The 24,146-nt window shown below is 46.0% G+C and carries 15 protein-coding genes and 1 pseudogene; 6 read left to right on the top strand and 10 right to left on the bottom strand.

Annotation, left to right across the window (positions count from 1 at the left end):
* Window positions 1-20 precede the first annotated feature (20 nt).
* The gene (locus LPY66_RS07430) at window positions 21-1,562 is read left to right on the top strand and encodes a Ppx/GppA phosphatase family protein (protein WP_337987446.1); all 1,542 of its coding nucleotides are present in this window, start codon (window positions 21-23) and stop codon (window positions 1,560-1,562) included.
* 15 nt (window positions 1,563-1,577) lie between these two features.
* On the top strand, window positions 1,578-3,629 hold the full coding sequence (locus LPY66_RS07425) for an RNA degradosome polyphosphate kinase (protein WP_337987445.1): 2,052 nt from the start codon (window positions 1,578-1,580) through the stop codon (window positions 3,627-3,629).
* 62 nt (window positions 3,630-3,691) lie between these two features.
* Here the strand turns inward: LPY66_RS07425 and LPY66_RS07420 are convergent, their stop codons facing one another.
* Window positions 3,692-4,435 (bottom strand): PHP domain-containing protein, encoded by a 744-nt coding sequence (locus tag LPY66_RS07420; protein ID WP_337987444.1) that lies wholly within the window; start codon window positions 4,433-4,435, stop codon window positions 3,692-3,694.
* A 221-nt stretch (window positions 4,436-4,656) separates the two neighbouring features.
* The gene (locus LPY66_RS07415) at window positions 4,657-6,495 is read right to left on the bottom strand and encodes an EAL domain-containing protein (RefSeq protein ID WP_337987443.1); all 1,839 of its coding nucleotides are present in this window, start codon (window positions 6,493-6,495) and stop codon (window positions 4,657-4,659) included.
* Window positions 6,496-6,804: 309 nt separating this feature from the next.
* Here LPY66_RS07415 and LPY66_RS07410 point away from each other — a divergent pair, with 309 nt between their 5' ends.
* From LPY66_RS07410 to LPY66_RS07400, 3 genes are read left to right on the top strand one after another with little or no spacing between them, the layout of a single operon-like run.
* The gene (locus tag LPY66_RS07410) at window positions 6,805-7,206 is read left to right on the top strand and encodes a response regulator (protein WP_337987442.1); all 402 of its coding nucleotides are present in this window, start codon (window positions 6,805-6,807) and stop codon (window positions 7,204-7,206) included.
* Complete coding sequence (locus tag LPY66_RS07405; protein WP_337987441.1) at window positions 7,193-9,196, top strand: ATP-binding protein; 2,004 nt, start codon at window positions 7,193-7,195, stop codon at window positions 9,194-9,196. The genes LPY66_RS07410 and LPY66_RS07405 overlap by 14 nt, the downstream gene beginning before the upstream one ends.
* Before the next feature lie 42 nt (window positions 9,197-9,238).
* On the top strand, window positions 9,239-9,706 hold the full coding sequence (locus LPY66_RS07400) for a chemotaxis protein CheX (RefSeq protein ID WP_337987440.1): 468 nt from the start codon (window positions 9,239-9,241) through the stop codon (window positions 9,704-9,706).
* Window positions 9,707-10,051: 345 nt separating this feature from the next.
* Here the strand turns inward: LPY66_RS07400 and LPY66_RS07395 are convergent.
* The 6 genes and pseudogenes from LPY66_RS07395 to LPY66_RS07370 all read right to left on the bottom strand — a co-directional run bounded on the left by LPY66_RS07395 (window position 10,052) and on the right by LPY66_RS07370 (window position 17,309).
* Window positions 10,052-10,880, bottom strand: a pseudogene (locus LPY66_RS07395) (BRO family protein).
* A gap of 321 nt (window positions 10,881-11,201) precedes the next feature.
* Window positions 11,202-12,035, bottom strand: coding sequence for a phosphate ABC transporter substrate-binding protein (locus tag LPY66_RS07390; protein ID WP_337987438.1), 834 nt, complete (start codon window positions 12,033-12,035; stop codon window positions 11,202-11,204).
* 403 nt (window positions 12,036-12,438) lie between these two features.
* Window positions 12,439-12,795 (bottom strand): hypothetical protein, encoded by a 357-nt coding sequence (locus LPY66_RS07385; RefSeq protein ID WP_337987437.1) that lies wholly within the window; start codon window positions 12,793-12,795, stop codon window positions 12,439-12,441.
* A 56-nt stretch (window positions 12,796-12,851) separates the two neighbouring features.
* Window positions 12,852-15,263 carry a diguanylate cyclase gene (locus LPY66_RS07380; RefSeq protein ID WP_337987436.1) on the bottom strand — a complete coding sequence of 804 codons (2,412 nt, stop codon included), beginning with the start codon at window positions 15,261-15,263 and terminating at the stop codon, window positions 12,852-12,854.
* A 6-nt stretch (window positions 15,264-15,269) separates the two neighbouring features.
* On the bottom strand, window positions 15,270-16,790 hold the full coding sequence (locus LPY66_RS07375; protein WP_337987435.1) for a transcriptional regulator: 1,521 nt from the start codon (window positions 16,788-16,790) through the stop codon (window positions 15,270-15,272).
* A 234-nt stretch (window positions 16,791-17,024) separates the two neighbouring features.
* Entirely contained in the window at window positions 17,025-17,309 is a 285-nt protein-coding gene (locus tag LPY66_RS07370) for a hypothetical protein (RefSeq protein ID WP_337987434.1), read from the bottom strand.
* Between the two features lie 133 nt (window positions 17,310-17,442).
* On the opposite strand from LPY66_RS07370, the gene LPY66_RS07365 reads away from it, so the two are divergent.
* Window positions 17,443-18,360: a pilus assembly protein TadG-related protein gene (locus LPY66_RS07365; RefSeq protein ID WP_337987433.1), complete on the top strand. Its 918-nt coding sequence runs from the start codon at window positions 17,443-17,445 to the stop codon at window positions 18,358-18,360.
* Window positions 18,361-18,659: 299 nt separating this feature from the next.
* Here LPY66_RS07365 and LPY66_RS07360 read toward each other — a convergent pair whose 3' ends face one another.
* Window positions 18,660-23,489, bottom strand: coding sequence for a DUF5057 domain-containing protein (locus tag LPY66_RS07360; RefSeq protein WP_337987432.1), 4,830 nt, complete (start codon window positions 23,487-23,489; stop codon window positions 18,660-18,662).
* A gap of 121 nt (window positions 23,490-23,610) precedes the next feature.
* Window positions 23,611-24,138, bottom strand: coding sequence for a PilW family protein (locus LPY66_RS07355; protein ID WP_337987431.1), 528 nt, complete (start codon window positions 24,136-24,138; stop codon window positions 23,611-23,613).
* Window positions 24,139-24,146: the final 8 nt, after the last annotated feature.

Genomic DNA, 24,146 nt, shown 5'->3' with positions numbered 1-24,146 from the left:
CCAACCAAAGGAGTATTCCCGTGGCCAGAAGAAATTATGATGTTGTCGGCGCCATCGACGTCGGTACTAACCATCTCCATTTGACCGTTGCCCAAATCAATAACAACGGCAAGATGGATATTCTTGAAGACTTGACCCTACCAACCAATATCGGCAATGATGCGTTTACTTTCGGTCGAATCTCCACATCTACCATGCGCGCCACGACGGAATCCCTGTTGGGTTTTGTCCGTATCCTGAAGGAATACAAAGTAAAACATTATCGGTCCTTTGCCAAAAGCGCGCTGCGTGAAGCCAGCAACCGTGAATATGTGCTTGAATTTATCCGTATGAAAACCGGTCTTTCGGTGGAGGTCATCAACAGTGCCCAGGAAAGATTCTATTTATATAAAGCTCTGAAATACCATAACCCGGACTTTAATGTCTCCCATACCAAAGAATCAACCCTCGTCGTCAACATTTCTTCCGGAGGTCTCGAGATCTCTGTATTTAACAAAGGCAACCTGAGCTTAACCGAATACATCAACATCGGCTCACTCCGGATTTTTGAAACCCTCTCTGAGTTCAGAACGAAGAAAACCAACTATTATCAGATGATTGAAGACTATATCAACAGCGAGCTGTCTCTTCTTTATACGCTGCTTCATAATGCCGATATTCAAAATATGATCGGTTTAGGCAGTGAAATTAATACGATTTATCATAAACTGACCCAAAAGGACCTGCAATTGATAGACAGGGACCATATTTCTAGATTGTATGACAATGTCTGCAAAATGCATGATGATCAGCTAAAAGAAACCTATGAGCTGACACCCAAACAGTTAGAAACGTTTGTGCCTTCCGTCATCATCCTGAACGCTTTACTTAAGGTTACCAAAACGAAGCGGGTATTCATACCGCTTATTGTCTTCCGCTACGGTGTTATTTATGATTTGGCAGATCATATTTACAACTGTCCCCGGAGGGAGGACTTTGAAAAAGACATTATTCATTCCATCTGGTATATCGCGAAGAAATATGGGACAAATGAAAAACACTGCGAACAGGTGGCCAAACTTGCCTTAGCCATATTTGACCAAACCATGAAACTGCACAAACTGAGTGAAAAAGAACGGCAATACCTCCATATTGCTGCCATACTGCACGATATCGGTTATTTTGTGAATTTCAGCGAACACCATCGTCTATCCTACGAGTTGATCAAAAAGCAAAATATTATGGGCCTTTCCAACCTGGAGTTGGATATCATTGCCAACGTTGTGCGTTACCAAGGTACAGAATTACCCGGCGATCATGATTTGAATCAACCGTCCTTTACCCACAAATACCGCATGATAATTTCAAAACTGGCTGTTCTCTTAAAAATGGCCGACAGTTTAGATATATCCCACGAAGACAAAATACAGCAATTGGATATCTCAATTAACAAAGATAGTGCTCTCTTTAAACTCTATTCGAGGCAAAGCCCCCTACTGGAGGAATGGGCCTTTGCCAAAGTAGCGTTGTTTTTTGAAGCGATCATGGGCGTAAGTCCGGCAACCAAACATATTTTTCATTAAAGGATGATTGGTATCATGGGAGAAAAAATGTTTATAAATCGGGAACTCAGCTGGCTGGAATTCAATCACCGCGTTCTGGAAGAGGCTTGTGACAAACAAAATCCACTCCTGGAACGTTTGAAATTTGCCGCTATTACAGCTTCAAACCTTGATGAATTTTTCATGATCCGAGTCGCATCGATCAGGGATAAAGTACTGGCCGGTTTTTTGAAGAAAGATCCTTCGGGTCTATTGCCCACAGAAGAAATGGAAATAATATCTCATCGTGCGCACCAAATAATGCAGCAATTATATCATTGCTACACTCATGCACTGAAACGCTCCTTGAAAAAGGAAAAAATTCATCTGGCCAATGTCAAGGAATTAGACCCTGAACAGCAGAATTATGCGGCGCAGTATTTTGAGCACACGGTTTACCCCGTCCTGACCCCCATGCTCGTTGACAGCAGCCGCCCCTTTCCCTTGCTCTTAAATAAGAGTCTGAACATTGCTCTACTCCTGGCGAATCCGCACGAACCCCAAAAACCTTTATTTGCCACAGTCCAGGTTCCTTCTGTCTTAAAACGAATCATTGAAATACCGGCCAGCCATGGGCAGAAAATCTTTGTTCTATTAGAGGAAATTATCAAAGAGAGATTATCTTCCATTTTTTCCGGTCATAAAATCCTGACAACGGCTTACTACCGCATAACACGCAATGCCGATTTAAGCTTGGACGAGGAGGGAGCAGAAGATTTGCTGGCTGCGATAAAACAATCCTTACGTCAGCGCAAATGGGGCTCCGTCATACGCTTGGAAATAGAAAGCAGCGTGGATCAGAGACTATTGGAAAGACTCACTGCCGAATTAGAAATTGATAATATGGCCGTTTATAAAATTCCCGGACCCATCGACTTGAATTTTCTTCATTGTTTTTATACTGTGGAAGGCTACGACCATTTACGCTATATGCCGATTGATCCGGTGTATCCCGCTGTTTTTTCTGCTCATAAGGAGATCTTTGACGCTATCCGTATTCAGGATATCACCCTGCACCATCCCTATCATTCTTTTCAGCCGGTGCTTGATTTTGTTCGACAAGCAGCAGCCGATCCTCAGGTACTTGCAATTAAACAAACCCTATATCGGGTGAGCGGTTCTTCTCCGCTTGTTGAAGCACTGGCGCAAGCAGCTGAAAACGGCAAACAAGTAACAGTCCTCGTGGAGCTGAAAGCCCGTTTTGACGAAGAAAATAATATTCAATGGGCCAAACGTCTGGAAACCGCCGGTTGTCACGTCATCTACGGATTGACCGGATTAAAAACCCACTGCAAAATTTTATTGGTTGTTCGTATGGAAGATGACGGCATTCAACGCTATGTTCACCTCAGCACAGGTAATTATAACGACGCAACAGCGCGCTATTATACGGATATCGGCTTATTTACAGCCAATCCCTACTTCGGAGCCGACGCATCCAATTTGTTTAATATGCTGTCCGGCCTGTCTGAACCGGCAGAATTATATCGTCTGTCCGTTGCACCATACCACCTGCGAAAAAAACTCCTGACATTGATCAGAAGAGAGACCACCAATGTCAAACAGGGCAAAAAAGCAGCAATCATAGCCAAAGTCAACTCCCTGGTGGACAGGGAAATCATAGAGACACTCTATGATGCGTCAAAAGCCGGCGTCACCATCAAATTAATCGTTCGGGGGATTTGCTGTTTAAAGCCCGGTGTTCCGAATATAAGTGATAACATCCAGGTCTACAGTATTGTTGGCCGTTATCTTGAACACAGCCGCATCTACTATTTTCTAAACGACGGCAATGAAGAGCTTTTCCTTTCCAGTGCCGATCTGATGGAAAGAAATCTTGACCGCCGCATCGAAATCCTCTTTCCCGTCGATGACCCGGCAATAAAACAAGAAATGATTACGACGTTATCTATTTCTCTCAATGATACTCAAAAAGCACGCAAACTTGCCCCGGACGGTCAATATACCCGTGTAAGAAAGAAGAACAAACATGCGGTTAGCATAAACAGCCAGGATCTCTTTTACGAAAACATCCGAAAAAAGCAATAAAAAACAGTCTATCGCCACAAGACTGGTTAGTTTTAATGATTTTCAATTTGTTGGACCTCTGTTTATTGTACCCTTTTCAGTCCCTGTATCCGCTGCTTATGGTAAGCCAGGAATTCATTGATCCGGTATACCGAGGCGTTGAGGATCTGGGCTTTTCTGATTCCTGCGCTGACGGCTAAATCCGCGGCTTTTTCATTTTCTCCGACGTTATAGCAGATATGAGCATCGCTGTTGATACAGACCAGCGCATTATGCTTTTTGGCCATTCTGGCAAACTGGCTGCATAAGGTTTGGCTGCCGGGTCTGACCACAAAGGAACTGTTATTCAGCTCCAGAGCCTTATGGTGCTGTTTCGCCGCCAATACTACATCTTCAACAAACACCGGAAACTTCGGATTGCCCGGATGGCTGATGATATGAACATACGGATTCTCTATGGCTGCGATCATCGCCCGGGTGTTATCCGCGATACTGGATCCGGTATACCCGGTCAAATCGTGAAATCCGGCCAGGACAATATCCAGATAATCCGCCAGAATCCCCTCCGGCATATCGATGCTGCCTTGGGTATCCAGAATGTTTGCTTCGACGCCGCGCAATACCCGGACCCCTTCCATCTGCCGGGGCAATGAGATCAGGTTGGTAAAGTAGTAATAATGCGGTGCGCCGGGCATATTGAGACCGTGGTCGGTGATGGCAAGCATTTTTAATCCTTTCTCAGCGGCAATAGTGACATTTTCTTTAATCGTACTATAGCCGTGATTGCTGGCTACCGTGTGAACGTGCAGATCCGCTTCTAATATCATTTTTTCACCTCCTCTCAATATATTTTTCTAAATATTTTACCTGTTTTCATAGTATTACTACATCTCATCGTGTGTTCGTCTGAATACCGCAGTCGTTTATTAACACATAAGCGCGTTACAGCGAACTGATAACGATCTGAATGGATAACAGCATGAGGATCATCCCCAGTAAAACAGAAACCGACACCAGTTTTCTTTCCATCTCCGCCTCCTGATTCCTACTACTGGATTATATAGCAGCTGTCCCATATTTCTTTGCATTTTTTCTTGATTCTGCCCGCTTGCTCCGTGAGGTCGTAGATATCCGCAAAGGTTTTGCCCCGGTTATGAATACCGGCAATGGACAGCGTCACCAGCGGGTATTGTTCTTCCTGCCCGTGTCTGTTCTTGGCAATAATGCACTGATTGTCGATATGCTGCCGGGAGTAAAATTCCTTGATTCCGTCCGTAAATTTTCGAACAAGCAGACTGCACAGGGCTTCGACGTCATAGCTGTCAAGGATAACGATAAAGTCATCGCCGCCGATATGCCCGACAAATTGATCTGCCCCGTTCAATCCTGCGGCGGTTTCAGAAATCGTTCTTGCCAGAAACTGCAGCATCCTGTCGCCTTTCTCGAAACCATAAATATCGTTGTACACCTTGAAATTGTCGATATCAATATAAAGCACGGTGAATTCCAGGTCATGATTAATGACCTCCGTGAGCTTCTGCTCAATCAGGACATTTCCCGGAAGTCCGGACAAGGGATTCAAATGCTTGGCATAGTTCACTTCCAGTTCAATGGTTTTGTCCAGCAGATCCTTGACGGTGACAATGCCGAAATACCTATTGTTATTGGTCACGATAATATAGTCGTATAGATTATTGCTGCTGCGGTTCATGGCGAGCTTGGAAGCAACATCGATGGTTGTACTGTACTCTACGCACAAGGGGCGGTTGTCCATTACCATCGATACCGGCCTGTTGACATATAAGGCATAGCCGTACTTTGTCCCAAGTTCCGCAAAAAATTTATCTCGCATCAATAGACCGCAGAGAACGCCGTTTTCTACCACCGGTATCCCCATTAATGCTTTATTTTCGTTGAATACTTGCAGTGCTTTTTCACATATATTGTACGGTTCCAGGCACAAATTTGACCGGCAGACATCACCGACAAACACCGTCGTCGGCTTGGCATTATAGAGCGCGCTTTTCTTTTTATTTCGCACCGTAATCGATTTCACAACATCCGGCCGGATGTCAGCCAAAGCGTTAATAGGTTTTTGGATAAAATAGCCTTGTCCATAATCCACCCCGATATCGATCAGAGCATTCAGTTCATTTTCCGTCTCAATGCCTTCAGCGATGACTTTAATATTGGTCACCTGACAAAATTCATATAAGGTTTTGATCAGGGCATATTTTACCCCGTCCTTGTCCAGATCCCGGATCAGGGCCATATCCAATTTAATATAATTGGGATTAATATCGGTGATTAATTTCAATCCCGAGTAGCCTGCGCCGGTATCATCGATGGCGATCTTATATCCCTGATCCTTGTAGTTATCGATCAGCTTCTTGAAGCCATGAATATCGGGAACTGTATTCTTTTCCGTCAATTCAAAGACAACATTTTCCGGGTCAATATTAAAGCCCTTTAAGAACTCCTTGGTAAATCCCCGGGTGAAATTTTCATCATTGATAATATTCGGATCCACGTTGATAAATATCAAATACTCTTGGTTGATATTCGCTGCATTTTCCAACGCTTTGATCCTGCACAGGAATTCAAGCTCCCAAAGCTTGCCATAAAGCCGGGCAACGTCAAATAAAACCGCCGGACTTTCAAGCATCGAATTTTTCGGGCCCCTGCTCAGTGCTTCAAAGCCTAAGATATGTCCATCCTTCAAAGACACAATCGGCTGAAACAGTGTAGAAATTTCTTTTTTCTCTAATACCTGCATAAATGAATCACCTATGCTTTCATCTTGCAATAGTTGGAGTATATGCGTCTGATTTGAATTACTTATTGTATTATCACAGTATGTCTGACCATAGTGCTGCATTTCATTCATTACCATATCTCCTGAACGTGTTTTCTTGCGTTAATACGCTATGCCTTTCGATTCTTCAAGGAGATTTATTTCTTTCGTCCGCTGCCCCAGATTGCCCTGATGATCGCTTCTTCTTTTGCCGTCATAATCCTGACCTCCTCTCCCTGTGTTTATCTCTATCTTAACTGGGCAACGTTAAGCTATTGTGAACACTATGTAAATTTTTCTCATTATTTATCTTTGTCCAAACTTTACAAAAAAATAAACCATTGTTCATACTCTCTTTACTTTCACCAAGTACGATAAAGCTATAATAGGAGGGATGAAAACATGGCCAGAATATTGATTGTTGACGATTCTTTGGCTACACGGTTCAATCTAAAGCAAATATTGTGTGAGAATGACTTTGAAATTGCAGGGGAAGCTGCCAACGGCGAGGAAGCCGTTAAAAAATTCGTTGAACTGAAACCGGATTTGGTAACAATGGACATCACCATGCCGGTCATGGACGGAATCACCGCGTGCCGGAAAATCAAGGAAATAGCGCCCAACGCGTGTATCGTGATGATCACCGCCCTGGGACAGCAGACCAAAGTCCTTGAAGCCATCAAAGCCGGTGCTTCCAATTACATTCTAAAACCCTTTAATTCCGAAAAAACGGCAAGCGTATTGAACGCGGTTCTGGAGAAAAAGCTCACCATTAAGGAGGCTGTCCTGATTGAGTCACGATAATCCAACGATTCCCAGCGTCATATCCATGACCGACATCGACATTAAAGATCCTATCAGCAGGCTTGTTCAACACACAACAACCTGCTGTATAACAGATACTGGCTCTAAAGCCCATGAAATATTTGAGCAGCAAAGCCTGCTGGAAGGCATTGTTATATTGGATAATGACAGACCCGCCGGATTAATTATGCGAGCGGATTATTACCAGAAGATCGGGACGCAATACGGGTATTCGCTTTACAGCAGACGACCTGTCACCTATCTCATGGAAACCAGTATGCTGATTGTCGATCACTCCGTTGAGATAGCCAAGGTCAGTGCGCTGGCCATGAAGCGCGACCACAAAAACATTTATGATCTCATTGTCGTCACGAAAAACGATGTCTTTCTCGGCGTGGTCAGTATCCGGGTCTTTTTGATGGAGCTGACGAAAAAGAGAGAAAAAGAAATCGAATGGCTGAAAATGGCCAACGAAAAGGAGAAAGCGTTCAGCGATACGATTGCTGCCACCAATGCCGAACTCAGTCAGAAAAACGAATCGATTAAAAACCTGCTGGACCATGCCGGTCAAGGTTTTCTGTCTTTCTCCGGCAATTATCTTATACACAATGAATACAGCGCGGAATGTGTCAAAATCTTCGGCTGTGAAATAGTTGCGCGACATTTTCTGGACATAGTCGCCCCGTATTTCAAACCGGCAGATGTCGCCGGGATGGAAGCAACATTAACCATGCTCTTTGCCGGTGAGAATGACATATCCGCCGAGGTCTACTTCTCTCTTCTGCCCCAGGAAATGACCGTGCATGGCAGGACCGTGGCTTTAGAATATAAATTATTATCCGAATCCGATCTGAAAGTCATGGTCATTTTGACGGACATCACGGAAAAAATAGAACTTAACCGCAGGATGAAAGAGGAAGAAAAGAACCTCCGGCTCATTTTAAAAGCCATTCAGAACTATGACGATATGAAAATGAGCATCGAGGAGATGTGCCAGCTTTTCCGCACCGGCTGGAACAATCGCCTTGACGAATCCCAAAACGGCGGTGAGACACTGACGGAAATCTTCCGCAGTGTGCATACCTATAAGGGGGAGCTGGCACAGCATGGCTTATACAATACCTCCGCTCATCTGCACGCGCTTGAAGATCAACTGGCGGATCTATTAAAAGAAGCTGAAAATCCCAGCCTGTTAAACCATCTGAAAAACATCCTTGCCGGCATTGATCCCAGCGCTATCCTGGCGGACGATATGCAGGTGATCACCGGTGCTTTAGGAGAAGACTATTTCACGAAAACAGAAACCTTTGTGGTTACCAAAGAACAAATTGAAGCTATCTGTACGCTGATTAAACGTGTCTGCAAGGAAGAACAGCAGCACGCCTTGACAGAAGCCGTCAAAAAGCTGCTTTGCCGTAATTTCAAAGATTTTCTGAAAGAATACGACGGCTATGTGGAATACCTGGGTTCACGCCTGGGAAAAAAGATTGCGCTGCACATCGAGGGCGATGATATCTTCGTCTATAAGCCATTATATTCCGGTCTGTTGAAGTCACTCATCCATATCGTCCGCAATGCGGCGGATCACGGTATTGAGTCTGCGGATGCCCGGATGGAAGCCGGAAAGCCGGAATGCGCAGCCATTACCTGTCAAATACGCCGCTTGGATCCGAATTATTTTGCCCTGTCCGTCACCGATGACGGTCACGGTATTGACTTAATGAAAATAAAAGATAAAGTATTGGAAGCCGGACTGGCTTCGCAGGAGGAATTGTCCTGCATGCCGCCGGCGGATTTGCTGCCGTTTATTTTCAAGGAGCATTTTTCTACCAAAGCCGCTGTGGACACGCTGTCAGGAAGAGGAATCGGTTTGTCAGCTGTGAAACATGAGGCTGAAAAGTTAGGCGGAAATATCACCGTATCAACCAATGAAGGCAGCGGCACGGAATTTGTCATCACACTTCCGATTATGCGCACCTTTAATCTATAGGAATAACATAACCGCAGTCCAAAATGAGAGGAGAATAATTTTTTGAAAGCAGAACATATCAACCCATTCCTTAAGGGTATCGCTTCCGTCTTTTCGCCCCTATGTAACGCAGAACCGAACATCGGTCGCATTTCATTGCTGAACACACCCTACACCATCGGCAATACCGCAGTTATCATTGGGATCACAGGAAAAATAAAGGGACAGGTAACCTTGGAATTCAAAGATAACAGCGCAATGAAAGCTGCCAGTACGTTATTAGGCGGCTATGAAACGTCTGCTCTCGACGAGCTGACCAAGAGCGCGGTGGGTGAATTGGCCAATATGATTCTGGGCAATGCCGCTACAGAATTCTCGATCATCAACGTGATCATTGACATCACCCCGCCTACCGTCATCGTCGGAGAAAGAATTGAAATAACCCATCGCACCCCCACCCTCTTCATCCCGATCGATATAGAGCATATCGGGGCTATGGGACTGCATGTCAGTGTCATTGAAGCAGCCTGAACTTAACCTGAATCAAGTATTATAATTTTTCAATAATTAGACGAATATATTCTTTTGGGTCCGGTCTGCGCACCACATTCCGCTTTCGGCTCTTGCGCCATCCGTGGCGCAAAGAGCCGCGCTCCGCAATCCTACTCCGCTTGCCGCCGGAAATGTAGTACGCAGACCGAGCTATGAGGGTTGAATGAATGCATAGATATTCAACGAAAACGTTTCGTCGGTCAGACTCCTAGTACACCGTTCTTATAAAACGTTACTTGTAATAATTAATAATACCAGCTTAATGTTTATTACGATGTGTAATAAACATTGGCTGGTATCGTCATATGTGACGTTATTTGACTATCAAATTTTGTCTACCAAACCTTTAAGGTCATTAGCATTCAAAGGGGATACTGCCTTTTTTCCTGTCTGTTTTTCATACTGCACACGTGCTGCCTTTGACCGAACCACCGCGCTGTGCAACACTTTTATGTTCCGCCATAGTTTCTAGCTCGTCCTGACGAGAAATATCGGTGGTAGTAACTTCCGCCAGCATATTTAGAACCAACTCAACATTGGTCATATTGTCCCTGAGATTCTCTTTTTTAAGACCCTTGAATTCTTTATATTGTCTTGTTGTTTTGTCTGCCCATGCTTGCGTTATCTCATCAGTTAAAATTGCGAAATCAAGTTTATCAGTTATGCCGCGTTTTTCCCATTCATCAGTCAGTTCTTTGCGAACTTCGATTGTTTTCAGCCGCTGGTTAATCCAATTGCGTGTATAGCCTTTTTTCAGATAGGTTTCCAATGCGCGTTCAATGGTAATCTCAGGATCGGCGGTTTCGTCAATCCGCTGGGTTCCCACACGAGCTAACCACAATTTAAACGGTTCAGCTTTTTTGCTTGGAATTGACTGAATAAGCCGCAGAAGTTGCTCGGTGTCGGCAACGTCTGTCATGCGCATTTTGCCGTCTGCAGCTTTCATTTTCAAAGCGTTACAATATGTAACGGTTTCATTTCCTTCTTCAATCAAGCGTTTTTTCATAACACGCCAGTATGTCTGTGGATTTTCGCTGTTGGTTAAGACTGCAATTACATCAACAATAGAAAAATACCAGTTCTCTCTTTCCTCATCCCAATGAGTGCGAATAGTTTTTTCTTCAAATAGTTTAATAGAATTTTCTTTTTCCATTTCAAACCTCACTGCTTTCGAACCTTAAACTTATCAAATTTGATAATATTCTTTATTGAATTCCTTATTATGGCAAATTAATCTTATTAGAATTATATCAAACATATGTTCTGTTTGCAATTTAAACAGTTAAAGAACGTTGAATTTTAAATTATCGTAAACTTCTGATGTATATTATTGATAATTATTACAAAAAAGACTCCGATTATAGTTAATACACTAAAGCTGCTGCCCGGTGAACGCTATCGTTCGCCGGGCAGCAGCCCAAAGAGTCCGTCGAATTAACTTATCTGTGCTCAACCATTCATTATTTAACTAAGACTATTTAACTAACACGAGACCTTCTTTTTCAATAATGCTTTGGCCTTCAGCTGACATGACATAGTCCATATAGGTCTTGACTGCACCGGCTGGCGCTTCTTTGGTCAGGTAAAGGAACGGACGGGAAATCTTATACGTGCCGTTAACGATATTATCCGCGCTGACCTGGACACCTTCTACAGTTACCGCTTTCACGGTTTCATCAAGACTGGCCAGAGAGATGTACCCGATGGCGTTCGGATCACTGGCTACGGATGCTTTCACTGCACCGGTGGAATTCTGGACGAGAGCTTTGTCAGAGATTGGATTATCTTTGCCCATGACGAGTTCTTCAAAAGCACCGCGTGTTCCGGAGCCATCTTCACGGGTTACCACATTGATGGTCTGATCGGCGCCGCCGACATCCTTCCAATTGGTGATCGCTCCGCTGTAGATTTTCATAATTTGCTCAATACTTAAATCCTTAACTGCATTGGCGCTGTTAACCGCAATGGCGATGCCGTCTTTGCAGATGACGGTTTCCGTCAATCCGTTTTCTTCGCTTTTCAGTTCACGGGAAGAAGCGCCAATATCTGCTGTTGCTTCCTGCGCCGCCTTAATTCCCGCGCTGGAACCGCCGCCCTGAACGCTGACTTTAATATTGGGATACTTGACCATAAATGCTTCGGCCAGTGCCTCAGAAATCGGCTGTACGGAAGTCGATCCTGCGATGGTTATTTCCCCCGATTCGGTTTGTGCCGGTTGATTGCTCGTCTGATTCGTGTCAGTTTTTCCGCAGGCGCTGAATGTGAGCGCCAGTACACCCACTAATAAGAGTGTTAAGACTTTTTTCATTTGTGTTTTCCTGCCTTTCAAAAGATCATTAATAGATCGTTTATGTATATAGCATAGCAATCCTATGTTTTCATTTTTTTGCGCATTTGTAACAATTATGTTAAGAATGCCGGTACTGGTATTATGATTTTCAAATAACTAGACAAATATATTTGTTAGGGTCCGGTCCACGCACCACATTCCGCTTTCGGCTCTTGCGCCATCCGTGGCGCAAAGAGCCGCGCTCCGCCTCCATGCTCCGCTTGGCGCTGGAAGTGTGGTACGCAGACCTGATTTGAGGTAAAGGTTTGAGATATTCTTTTGAGTAGTTATTTAAAGTTATCATGGCACGCTATGTTTGCAAATGCAAGCACAGCGTGCCATGATTACCTCCCTAATCCACCAGTGTCGCTTATGACTTAAGTTAAAGCAGATCCACATCCTGCTGAACGAAAAGTACCAGGGCCATCCCAAAAAGAATCAGCATCAGAGCCGTGATACTTTGAACCATTTTCGCTATGCCGGTAGCGATGGACGCGATTCTGGCGTTGACCACCCATATAACCGGAAGCATGACGACATTGACCAGCAAAAATATCCCTATGACCGGACCGACACCGAAAAGTCTGTCCCGGACAAGGTAGAGCCCTGCCTCTAGGATAAAAAGCACCACTAAGGTAGGAAATAACCGGGAATAGTTCTCCGTGAGAAGCTGCCGGTAAAAGTCCGCTCTGTATTTTTCGGGGATATCAGGTTTAAACAGCCCCATTAACTTTTCCATTTCTCATCCCTCGATGCCGTTATTTCGTCATGGTATAGATGATCATAGAGAATCCCTTAATCGTTATCCTTTATCTGCTTGGAGATAAAATCCACAAAAATCGCTGCCATATCCGGGTCAAAATGCGTCCCTGAACATTTTACTAACTCTTCCAACGCTTCTTCCCGGGTAAACACGCGGCCATACGTTCTGACACCGGTCATGGCATCGTAGGCATCGGCGATGGCGATGAGTCTGGCTTCAAATGCGATTTCCCGCCCTTTTAAGCCCTTGGGGTAACCCGACCCATCCCATTTCTCCTGGTGTTGAAGAACGTATTCAGCGATTTCCGTGAATTCTGCGGCGGAGGATAAGATGCGGTAGCCTATCTCCGAATGCTTCTTCATTTCATGCCATTCATCACCACTCAATTTATTGGGACTGTTCAGGATTATCTCTTCAATTCCTATTTTACCGATATCATGGACTAATCCGGCTAATTTAATCTGCTCCACCGCCGTTCTGCCAAGATGCATATGGAGGGCCATTTCCTCGCACAGTTTGCTGACGCGTTTGGAATGCATCATTTCCCGATTGTTCTTTTCATACAGCGTATTCATGATCAGGTCGATGGTTTTGCTGCGCATACTGGCGCTTTCAAAAAGCTTATCCCGATACATACTGTTTTCGGCGTTCTTGATAATGTCAGCGATATTTTCAGATGGGTTTACTTTTGTCTCATGACCGAAGGAAATGGAGATTTCTATGCCGTTTATTTTTTCCTTGGCGGAAAGCTCATGAATACGCTCAATAATTTTATCTGCTTCTGCCGCACCTGTTTCGGGTAATAATATGACAAATTCGTCCCCGCCGAAGCGGGCGATGATATCGTCTGCCCTGCAACTCGCCTTAATGATTTCAGCGACCTTTTTCAATAGTTCATCACCCACTAAATGCCCAAAGGAGTCATTGATCAGCTTCAAACCGTTGACATCACCCATAATCATGGTTAACGGCAGATTTTCGCTGACATCCAAACGCCGTAATTCCTCTTCATAGAACCGCCGGTTATACAGGCCTGTCAGATAATCATGGTAGGCGATATAGGATATCTCGTCTTCTTTACGCTTGCGTTCGGAAATATCCCGGCTGATTCCTAGAATCCCAATCAGACTGCCGTCTGCATCCAAATAGGGTGTCTTGAGTGTATCCAGGAGAACCTCTCTGCCGTCAGGATAGCGGCCCCATTCTTCATTTCGCCTCTTCTTTCTGTTTTTTAACATGATATTGTCATGATAGCGAAAGATATCCGCTGTATCAGCCGGAAAAAGTTCATAATCATTCTTGCCGATAATATCCTCTTTGGGTTTACCGACAAATTCGGAAAAAGCGCTGTTGCAGCCAAGATAGACCCCTTCGGTGTCTTTGAAGAAAATCAAGTCCGGGATGGCATCGATTAAAGATACGATCAACGCCGTCTGTTTGGCCTTTTCCAATTCCACTTTTTTCAGTTCCGTAATGTCCCGGGTTATGCCATTGAGCGCTACAATATTACCGTCTTCATCACGAATGGTGGATACATTCATAGAGACCCACGCTATGGAGCCATCGCCGCGATAATGCTTCGCCTCGATGATTCTGGATCTGCCTTTATCTGAAGCCGGATCCCAATCTTTTTCCAGTTCTTCTATAAGAACTGATTTTAGTTTGGTCACCTCTTCCGGCGGAAACCTTTCCTCCAACGTTGTCTTGAGATACGAAGAATGTTTCACTCCGAAAAGTCTTTCGGATGAAGGACTGACATAGGTCAAGTTCAGATTCATATCCACTGTCCAGATCAAATCAGAGGTATTCTCGGCAATTTGCCGATACTTTTCTTCGCTTTCACTTAACTGCCGAAATAAATTATTCCGTTCAAACTGGTTTAAGAATAAGCGGCACAGAAGATACGTGCCAATAGGATAGAGAACAATAACAGGGATGAACAGATTTTGAATTGTTTTCATCACCATATCCCAGGGCAGCACAAACATGCACACAATCATATCAATATGAATGATTAACCCAAACAGGTAGAACTCAACGGCATATTTATTGTGTTTAAGAATACCATGAAAGCGATACCGATGCCAAAGGATACCAATGAAGGATGTGGTCAGAATGACCAGAATACCCATCACGGTGCCGGCTCCCCCCAAGATGATCCGAAAGACGATCATGATGAAAGCGGCGATGATCGTGGGTACAGCGCCGAAGAACATTCCGGAAACACTGATCAGAATCGATCGCGCATCAAAAATAATCCCATCCTCAAACCGCAGCGCGGTCATCATAATTAGAATCCCCGCCGCGCCGATAAACACACCGAGCAAGACTTTGTAATAGCGATTATCAATCCGATTCTTATTCTGAAATAAGGAATAGATAAAGGCCATCGTCAATAACGTGGTGATGTTGTAGATAAGATTAATCGCGATCTCAGTATTCATGGTTATTTAATCCTCAATTCTAAGTTCGTCGATAATCGCCTGCAAGCGGCTGATGGTTTTTTCCCTTCGAAGACTGTCTTCGGATAGATGATCCAGCTTCCTGTTCAGGAAATCCCAGAAAGCAGCCGCCATATTGCTTTCGTCAAACGCGATAATTAAGGAAGGGTGTGACGTTTTTGCCACAATCACCCCGATATCCTCCCTGACATATAACAGATAACTGTCCTCCATGAACGACTCATCAATACAGACGTGGTAATTTTCATGGCTTTGCAAGAGTTTAACGATATTCTCCAGATGCAGCCGATATTCCTCCGGCCGGTAATACACCCCTTCGACTTCCAGCAAATCGGAAAGAACAAATTTGACCCTTCCGCTTTTTATCGCAGCGATGTCCGGCAAGGAAATGATCTCCGTATAACGGCTTTGTAACAGCGTCTGTTTCAGATTCTGAACCCGCTGCACAAAATAATGCCGTATTAATTCCCGGTCCTGGTCATTGACGCGATCCAATACGTGCCGACTGAGTTCTTCCGGGATGGTATTGATAGATAATGACCCGGACCGCATGATGGAATCCGCCTTTTCCTTTTCGAAATCCAATAATATCCGGAAGTAATCTTCTTTCTCTCTCTTTGTGTATATCCGCATCAGCGGCCGGCACAAGGCAAAATAGTTCATATATTCCTGACTCACGGCCTCTACCGCTTTACTGCCCCTTAAGTAAAAATTAGCTGCTTTGCTTTCCATATCGCCGACACTGGTTGAAATGACGGCACACGTATCCGGCGCGATAAACAACGTGCGCTTAAAGATACCATCCCGCTTTCGCGGATAATAATACGGCTCCACCGCGCCGGTCATGTAGAGCGGCATCCATTCCTCAATGGCCATCAGCATCTCATCCAAATGACGATTGACCGTATGCACAATTTTTATCCGATGACCCTTCAAGATCACCTGGAGCATCATACGTGACCAATTTGTCCTGAAATCCGGGCTGTCGTTGATCCAGCTCATGCTTTCGTCACTGAACAGCAGCAGCGTTTGCGGTTCGCCTTCTGTCAGCAAGACGTGGGACAAAAAATGCAGTACGGCTTCCCGTTTCCCGTCAATACCGTAATAGATCAGGGTCTCGTTCTTCTGGTCATGATCGCCGGTACCGGCAGGATAGCTCAGCCTGATACTCAATGCCGGTTGAGCCGCTTTCTTGTATTGGTATTGGGATAACTTATCCAGAAAACTCTGAACCGATTTTTCATTGACAGTTTGGTCTTGAAGCCACATGGCGAGCAGCTCTCTGATTCTGTCTTCCCCGGCGGTGAGAAGATCGTCATTAATAATGTCGGCTAATGCTTTCCGCTGATATGCGTCAAGACTATGCCGGGCAAAATAGGCTGCCATTGCCTCTACGTAATTCGCCCTTTTGGGGAGTCTTCTCTCCCCCCGGCGCAGCCGGCTGACATAGGAAGCATCCAGCGTCGTCGCCCGGGCCAATAGGCTGTTTGAGGTTCTTGTTATGTTCATTAGTACGTCTAATTTCTTGCCAAAATTCATGCCGTTGCTTCATACTCCTTTTGGATACCCATGTCCTATTAATTAATATAATGCGGCTTGTCACGAACGGTGTCAAGACATAATTTGGCTTTGCCGTCTACCGCTGTGGACAAACCCATTGCTATGCACAAACCGGCAGCTCCCATCAGGCACTGCCGGTTTCCTATACACAGATACGGATGTTTCACCACGCTAGTGTCCGGATCACCGTTGGAAGCGGGCGATGGCCTGCTTAAATTTCACCGGCCAGAGGTCCTCCCCTTTGCGGAGGAGTTCATTCAGGAGCTCCTGGGTATAGAGTTTCCCAAGTCCGGTCATTTCCAGGACTAATATATCCGAGCTTTTCTCTTCGATGATCACATCCCGTGCCTGAATATCGGTTCTGCGCTGTGTCCAATAGGGCAGTTCTTCGGGATGCTCATGTGCATCACTGCGCATGCCTATTACAAAGTTGACCGGACTGAGCTGATGACCCGGATGCGTGCGCAACCTCTGTTTATAACGACTTCAATATAAATTATTATCGGAGATAAATATTCATAATTTTCAAATATATTAGGTTATGGTTACATATCAAGTATAATAGATATTAAGAACTATTCTGAAAAAAAGGAGCAGTTCAATGAGAAAGAGAGTGAAATTTATCCGAAACGAGGAAGGCCAAGCGGTGGTTTTGATCGCCTTCCTGATCGTAATTCTGTTGAGCTTTGCCGCCTTTGTTCTCGATATCGGAATGGCGTACCTGACAAAATCAAAGATCCAGAGCGCTGCCGATGCGGCGGCTTTGGCCGCCGCCATGGATCTGCCGAATGTCAGCACAGCGATCAGCAATGCCAATGCATATGCGGCAATGAACGGCATCGTTCCAGAGAATACAACAGTCCTGACACCTTATAACGGAGATTCAACTAAGATCAAGGTCACCTGTACGGATACTGTTGAGTATTCCTTCGCCAAGATATTCGGTTTTACGGACAAAACACTTTCTGCGCAAGCGGTAGCCCAAAAGTATTCACAATGGTCCGGCGAAGCCCTGCCCTTTCTTAACCTGGACGACGATTACACTTCCAATCCGGAGATAGAAGCCTGGGAGAAAACATCACCCGGTGACTTTGAAAGTATCAGCAATTACGAGATCATCAATCCCAATGATCCTGCTACTCTGTATTTTAAGGTGGACTATCTAAATGGTGTCGAATTAAAAAAGGGAACTGTCGCTACGATTAAACAAGAAGTCGGTTATGTCTACGACCAGCATAAGCCGGATGAACCGGTCTATATCCTCAGCCTTTCGAGCGCCGTTATGAATAGCGGCCAGGTCATGTTAAAAGACAGCACCGTGCGGTCCTTGAGCAGCCTGAAAAACGGCGATATCATCGATCCGAGTCAGATCGTCCTGCTCGAATGTATCTTCCATGATTACGATTACAAGGGAAAAACACTCTACCTGACCTGCCTCCATGTTTATGATATCGCGAATAACCAGTTCCCAACGAACTATAGCAGTCCGGACGGCGGCACTTGTAGATTAGTCGAATAGCTTACGGAAAATCAGCATCAATCAGGAATATGGCTACTCATTAATTAAGTATCCGACCTCCGACAAGACTGTGTGTTCGGCATAAAGCACTTCAATAGTTTACACGTTACTTCGCAGAATAGTATTCCGTGAAACTATGGTATCCAACCCGCTTGAAACGTTTGTTGGTTACGCACCATGGCGTGGCTGACTTAAAATAAGCCCGAATTCTCAAAATCCGGGCTTATTTTTATTTCATCGTCAAGACCTTGGGTACGACATAAACCATACCGGCCATGATGATGCAGTTACTGTTGTGTCTAGTATATTCTATTCGGTGTTACGATCGTGATGGACAAAGCCGTGTTCCCAAACGCATCGCCAGGCGGAGTCAGTGTATCAGTTTCGTCGATATCCGGATCCTTGGCATAGATGCTGCTGATATTGACCCGGAGCACATCGTTGATCTTCGCCGTGCTGACAGCATCGATGGCGACGATCAGCTCATAGCTCCCGGCAGCAAGGTCATCGGGCAGGGTGATGGTATTGCCGCTGATGACAACATTTTTCACGGATATCGCGGTTCCGTTTAGTTTCAGTTTGTACGGTCTGACAGATAGATTGGAAATGGTGGTACCGTTAAGCGTATTGGCCAGGTTGATCTTCATCGTTGCCAGCGGTCTTAAGGCTGTGAATTGAATGCTGGCATAGGTGGTCCCTTTCGGAATACACTTTGCAGCCGCCGAATTCGTTGTTCCGCCGTTTACGGTCGAAGCGGTGATTTTGACCTGATTCATCATCGTTCCGCTGAGGACAAAATCGACTTCTTTCTGATAGCTGGTGTTGTCGGTGGCGCTGTTGCTGAGCGTGAAGAGCGTTGACGTCGCTCCGGCTGTCAGGGTGCCGGTGGCATTGAACTTATACGATGTCGTATAGCCGGTCTTTTCAGCAACTGTCACCGTATACGATCCGGTTTTCACCCCGGTGAAAAGGTAGGCGCCAGTGCTGCCGGATGCCGTCGTTGCCACGACGGTGCCGCTGGCATTTTTCAGAGTGATATTTTGGATATTTCCGGTGTTCTTAATCACACGGCCCTTATCATCTTTGATGTCGCCGCGGATTTCTCCAATATTCACATGATAGTCGACAGACTGGTTTAGCGTCCGCGTCGTTAGGACGTTATTCAGCAGCGACTGGTAAGACAGCGTGTAGTTGATGCTTACCGTCCCTGTGATCGGCTTTTGCGTGAAGGTAATCTGGTAGGAAGGAGTCTGCTGGCTCCAGTGATTTGGGCTGCTTGTACTGACCGCATAATCCGGCAGCTTGATTGTAAAGGAGCCGCCGTTATCTGTAACGGTGCCACCGGCAGGATTGGTGATTGAAGCGATCCCGCTTTGGTCTTTATTGATGGTCAGCACAACATTAGTCATATCTTTTACTGCGCTGTTCGGGATGACCGAGAAGGTCGTCGTCGCCGTATCGTTAACCAGGTAATAATTGTTTTGAGGAGCAGTGATCTTCATTGACGGCGGCGATACCAGATTCAGGGTTATTGTCTTGGAACCGGTAGCATTCGACGTATCCTTGGCTTTGACGGTCAGTTTAAAGCTGGTTTTCGTCGTTGGAACGGACTGCGGCATGGAGATCGTGACAATGCTGTTATTGTTCATGGTGAAAGCTTTGTTGCTGTCCAAGTTGGCAGGTGTATAATGAATGCCATCTGCCGTGAAGTCCGTCACCGGATAGTCGGTTCCGTTATAGGTCAGGGTGATGCTCGCTTTTAAAGTCTTATCCTTTTCCACATCCAAGTCGCTGGCCTGGAAGGAGAAATTCAGCGTTGTCTGGTCGGTATATATCTCCTGTCCGTCTTTGATGTCGTATATTCCGACAATGGGCGCGTGGTTGGCGCCGCGCGAGGCTTTGATGATGGTATTGATGAACAGTTTATGCTCTTCCGCATTATTTGGCGTGGAATGCCCTGTACCAGAGTAGGTAATATTGCCTTTTGTATAGGTGTAGTAGTCATTTCGTCCGTCCCAGCTGTTATAACCGGTGCCGCTAAGGGTAAACCACGGTACAAGAGTCGGATCTTCCAGATCAAGCTGATAATACTGGTAGTGTGTCGATGCGACTGACAGCGTATTGCCCAGGATATAGGGATATTTCGTAATCAGTCCGTCATTGAGCTTCGCGGTGCTGGTCGCTGTCGGAAAATCGCCGCCGTTATTCGCTCTGTCCAATGCAATTCGGGTAAATCCAAAAGAGTTATTCGTCGTTACCGGGTATAGCAACCGTTTAAGGACGTGGGAGACCGTCGAGACGGCATCGGCATTCCATGCGTCTTTCTGATAGATATTCTGTCCGATCAGATCACGAAAATTCTTGGTCAGGTTATAGTCCCAGCCACTCGTGCTGTTCGTGGCAAAGGTCATCGTGTCATGGGTGAACATGACGCTTTGGCCGGAAGCGATAAAGTTCTTCAAAGCTGTAATGGCGTTTGCATTCTTAAGGTCGGCACCGCCGTAGGTATCAGCAAATCCCATGATGATCATGTCGTAATTGCCGTCCAGCTTGGTCGGCTGTGAAACGCCGTAAACATCGTCGGCGTTGCTCGGATTGGTCAGACTGCCGGCATAGGCGTTGTCAAAATTGGTAACGTTCATCACCGTGACGCTAATAGTATATTCGCCTGTTGCCGTCAAAGGCTGCAGCATATCCGTCTTCACATTCAGCGTGGAACCCGAGGGTACCAGCTGCAGCACCCGGACATTGAGCGGAATCCCCTTAAACGCGGTATACCCAGTAGTATACGTCTTGGCACCGGTGGTCTCATCGGTTATAACAAGCTTCCAAGGCTGCAATCCCGTAAAGGCATCCGGCAGACGGTAGTTCAGGGCATACGGACTGTCATTATTGCCTGAAGACGTCAGTCCGGCCGCTGTCGCCATTTTTTCGGTAGCGGTAAAGATTCCGTCTCCATTGGCATCAATGTACAAGCTCGCTGTCATGGTATGCGCACCAGTGAGATAGAACCCGTAGCTCATCACACGGTTGTCCGTAAGCTTTGTCCCATCCGTCCCGTCATATTCCAACGGTTGGTCCTGAAGGTTCAGTGTCGGACGTTTGTTTGCAGAGGCATATTTGCTGACCAGATCATTAATATCGATCGTCGTCACACTTTTAAAATTTGGATACGTTAAATTGTTGCGGTAGGTGTGGAATTTGTTATAGAGAATGGTATCCTTGATCGTGCTGGAGCTGCTGAGGATTGAATCGGCAAAGACGGTCAGCTGCCCGGTTTTTAGATACTCGTCCACATCGGCCGCTTTGCGGTTTGTCACATCGTTTACGTAATAATTCTCATAGGAATCAGTCGTTCCGCCCTGAGGCAAAGCAAACGTGGTTCCGGTGGTCGTGGTGGGATAATGCAACCCGGCTGCGCTGTAACCGACAGTCACATTTGCACTGCCGCCCAGTCGGGTTAAATCGTAATGGGTATTGCTGACGGTATCCGTATAGGCATTATTCCCAATCACAACAATGTCATATTTTCCATTGATGCTGTCTACCATACTGATAAACTGCGTCATTGGCATCCGCGTAACCGTTACATCATAATTGGATACAGTGGCAGTTGCTGGCAGCAGATAATTTGTTCCCGGCTCCACTTCCAAAACACTCAGCGCCGTTCTGGTTCCCCAGACCGCGTAGAGGGATAATCCGCCTGCCGGCATCGTGATGGTTTGCCCATCGGTATATGCCGCTGTTGTCGCTGCGGAATCGGTATTCCATCCGATAAATACTTTACCGGTATTTGTATACGTGTTAGTCCTCAGTGTTACCGAAGCCCCTGTTGCACCTGTCGTACTGGCCATTGCTGCTCCGGTACCGTCATTGGCGTTATAGGTTATGGTCTGGGGATTTCCACTCCAGATTGCGTAGAGTGTCAGTCCCCCTGCCGGCATCGTGAGACTCTGCCCATTGGTATACGTCGCCGTGGTCGCACTGGCATTGGTATTCCAGCCAATGAAGGTGTATCCGTTTCTGCTGTAGCTATTTGCCGCCAGGGTCACAGTCGAGTCCGTAAGGCCGGTTGTGTTTGCCATGGCGGTTCCGGTTCCGTTGTTGGCGTTGTAGGTGATGGTCTGTGTTGCCGCAGTAAAAATAGCCGTTACTGTAGTCGCATTAGGCGGCATGGTGAATGTCGTGCTGCTGCGTGCAGAACTTCCGAAACTGCCGCCGGAAGATGATGTCCAGGAACTGAATGTATACCCGTTATTAGCCGTTGCTGTAATATTGATAACTTTTCCGGCAATATAGGGGCTTGTTCCCGTGCTATCTGTCGCCGCACCACCGGCTGTTGTATTCACAGCCATCGTCAGCGCGTAAGTCGGGATCGCTGTATAAGTGATAACAATTTGCCCCGGTGCACCATTACCACCGTTTTGATTAGTACCTTGAGAAGACGCTCTGAATGCGCCACCGGCTCCGCCGCCATAGGTCAATCCATTTGCTCCGGTGTTTTGACTGGACCTGCCAGCTCCACCGTTACCGCCTGGCGTGTTACCCGCACCGGCAGCAGAAGTCGCAGCATTACCGCCGTCACCGGTCCGACCGGCTCCGCCGCCGCCGCCGCCGCTGTAAGTGCTTCCGGCATTAGCGCCGTCTCCGCCTTTATAACTGGTTGTGACACTGGTGCCTGTTGAAGCAGCACCCCCGGCGGCACCATTGGCGTTTGAGGATCCACGTCCGCCATTAGCCGTTAAGGTGATCGCTCCAACTTGAAAGGTCGAGTTTACGCCATTACCGCCGGAATTATTGCTGGATGTCCCTCCGGTTCCGCCGGCCCCAACCGTGTAGCTATAGGCTGTCCCAGGTGTAACGGTTAACGTTCCCATCGTGTAGGCTCCGCCGCCGCCACCACCAATCAATTTAGTGCCATTCCTGGCACGGGCGGAACCGCCGCCGCCGCCCCATAGCTCAACTTTAATTGAACTTACTCCAGCTGGGCAAGTCCAAGTATTGCTGCCGATTGTTGTTAAAGTCACAACCGTATCCGCAGCAAACGTTGTATTCGTTATGCCGAATGGGAAAATCAGCGTCAGTGACAGCAATATTGGCAGCCATTTTGCCCATCTTTTTCTCAGCATATATTTTCCTCCTTCCGATTCTTTGTCTGTTTATCAATAATTACTTGATGTTTATTTTGTGAGATTTAATTAGAAGCGTGAAATGGTTATATTAATTTATCGGAATTTAATTTTAATTTCTTTAAGTCGGCGAATAGTTCCGGAATTTGACCGTATTGGTAAGGGTGACTGAAACCGGAGGTTCCGGTGAGGTGGTCGGCGGCCTTTCAACCGTGATTGTAAAATCAGCTTTGGAGGCTTTGGTCGGGTCTGTTTCCAGGGTTGTCACCGAGAAGGCAGTAAACCGGCCTGTTAGCTCATGAACAGTCGTATCACCAGTCAAATTCATCCAGCTCAGCTTTTTATTCACGACATCCCAATTTAATGCCATCGTTGTACCATCCGCATTAAGGATGTCCAACCGGTAATACGTGGCGTGATCTGTCGCCAGTGCTGCAATCCCTTTACTTTCGATCGTTTTCTCTACGATCGTGCTCATAGCTGTTTGCGCCTGTTCCTGGACAGTGACTTCATCCACTGACATCTTATAGGCCCGCTGATTGTTCAGGAAAAATGTGGAGATTGTCACCGTCACAATCGCCAGCAGGGAGATGACTGCCAAGAGCTCGATGATGGTGAAACCTTTGTTATTTTTCAAGGCGTCTTTCATCGGTAAAA

The sequence above is a fragment of the Dehalobacter sp. DCM genome (genome assembly GCF_024972775.1).
GTDB lineage: Bacteria > Bacillota > Desulfitobacteriia > Desulfitobacteriales > Syntrophobotulaceae > Dehalobacter.
The sequence above is the reverse complement of the archived record's forward strand: the minus strand, read 5'-3'. Positions and strand labels throughout refer to the sequence as shown.

Coding starts and splice junctions, on each gene's coding strand:
- LPY66_RS07425 (WP_337987445.1), top strand. CDS start 1,578: ATGGGAGAAAAAATGTTTATAAATCGGGAACTCAGCTGGCTGGAATTC.
- LPY66_RS07385 (WP_337987437.1), bottom strand. CDS start 12,795: ATGGAAAAGTTAATGGGGCTGTTTAAACCTGATATCCCCGAAAAATAC.
- LPY66_RS07355 (WP_337987431.1), bottom strand. CDS start 24,138: ATGAAAGACGCCTTGAAAAATAACAAAGGTTTCACCATCATCGAGCTC.
- LPY66_RS07420 (WP_337987444.1), bottom strand. CDS start 4,435: ATGATATTAGAAGCGGATCTGCACGTTCACACGGTAGCCAGCAATCAC.
- LPY66_RS07375 (WP_337987435.1), bottom strand. CDS start 16,790: ATGAACATAACAAGAACCTCAAACAGCCTATTGGCCCGGGCGACGACG.
- LPY66_RS07410 (WP_337987442.1), top strand. CDS start 6,805: ATGGCCAGAATATTGATTGTTGACGATTCTTTGGCTACACGGTTCAAT.
- LPY66_RS07415 (WP_337987443.1), bottom strand. CDS start 6,495: ATGAATGAAATGCAGCACTATGGTCAGACATACTGTGATAATACAATA.
- LPY66_RS07360 (WP_337987432.1), bottom strand. CDS start 23,489: ATGCTGAGAAAAAGATGGGCAAAATGGCTGCCAATATTGCTGTCACTG.
- LPY66_RS07380 (WP_337987436.1), bottom strand. CDS start 15,263: ATGAATACTGAGATCGCGATTAATCTTATCTACAACATCACCACGTTA.
- LPY66_RS07390 (WP_337987438.1), bottom strand. CDS start 12,035: ATGAAAAAAGTCTTAACACTCTTATTAGTGGGTGTACTGGCGCTCACA.
- LPY66_RS07365 (WP_337987433.1), top strand. CDS start 17,443: ATGAGAAAGAGAGTGAAATTTATCCGAAACGAGGAAGGCCAAGCGGTG.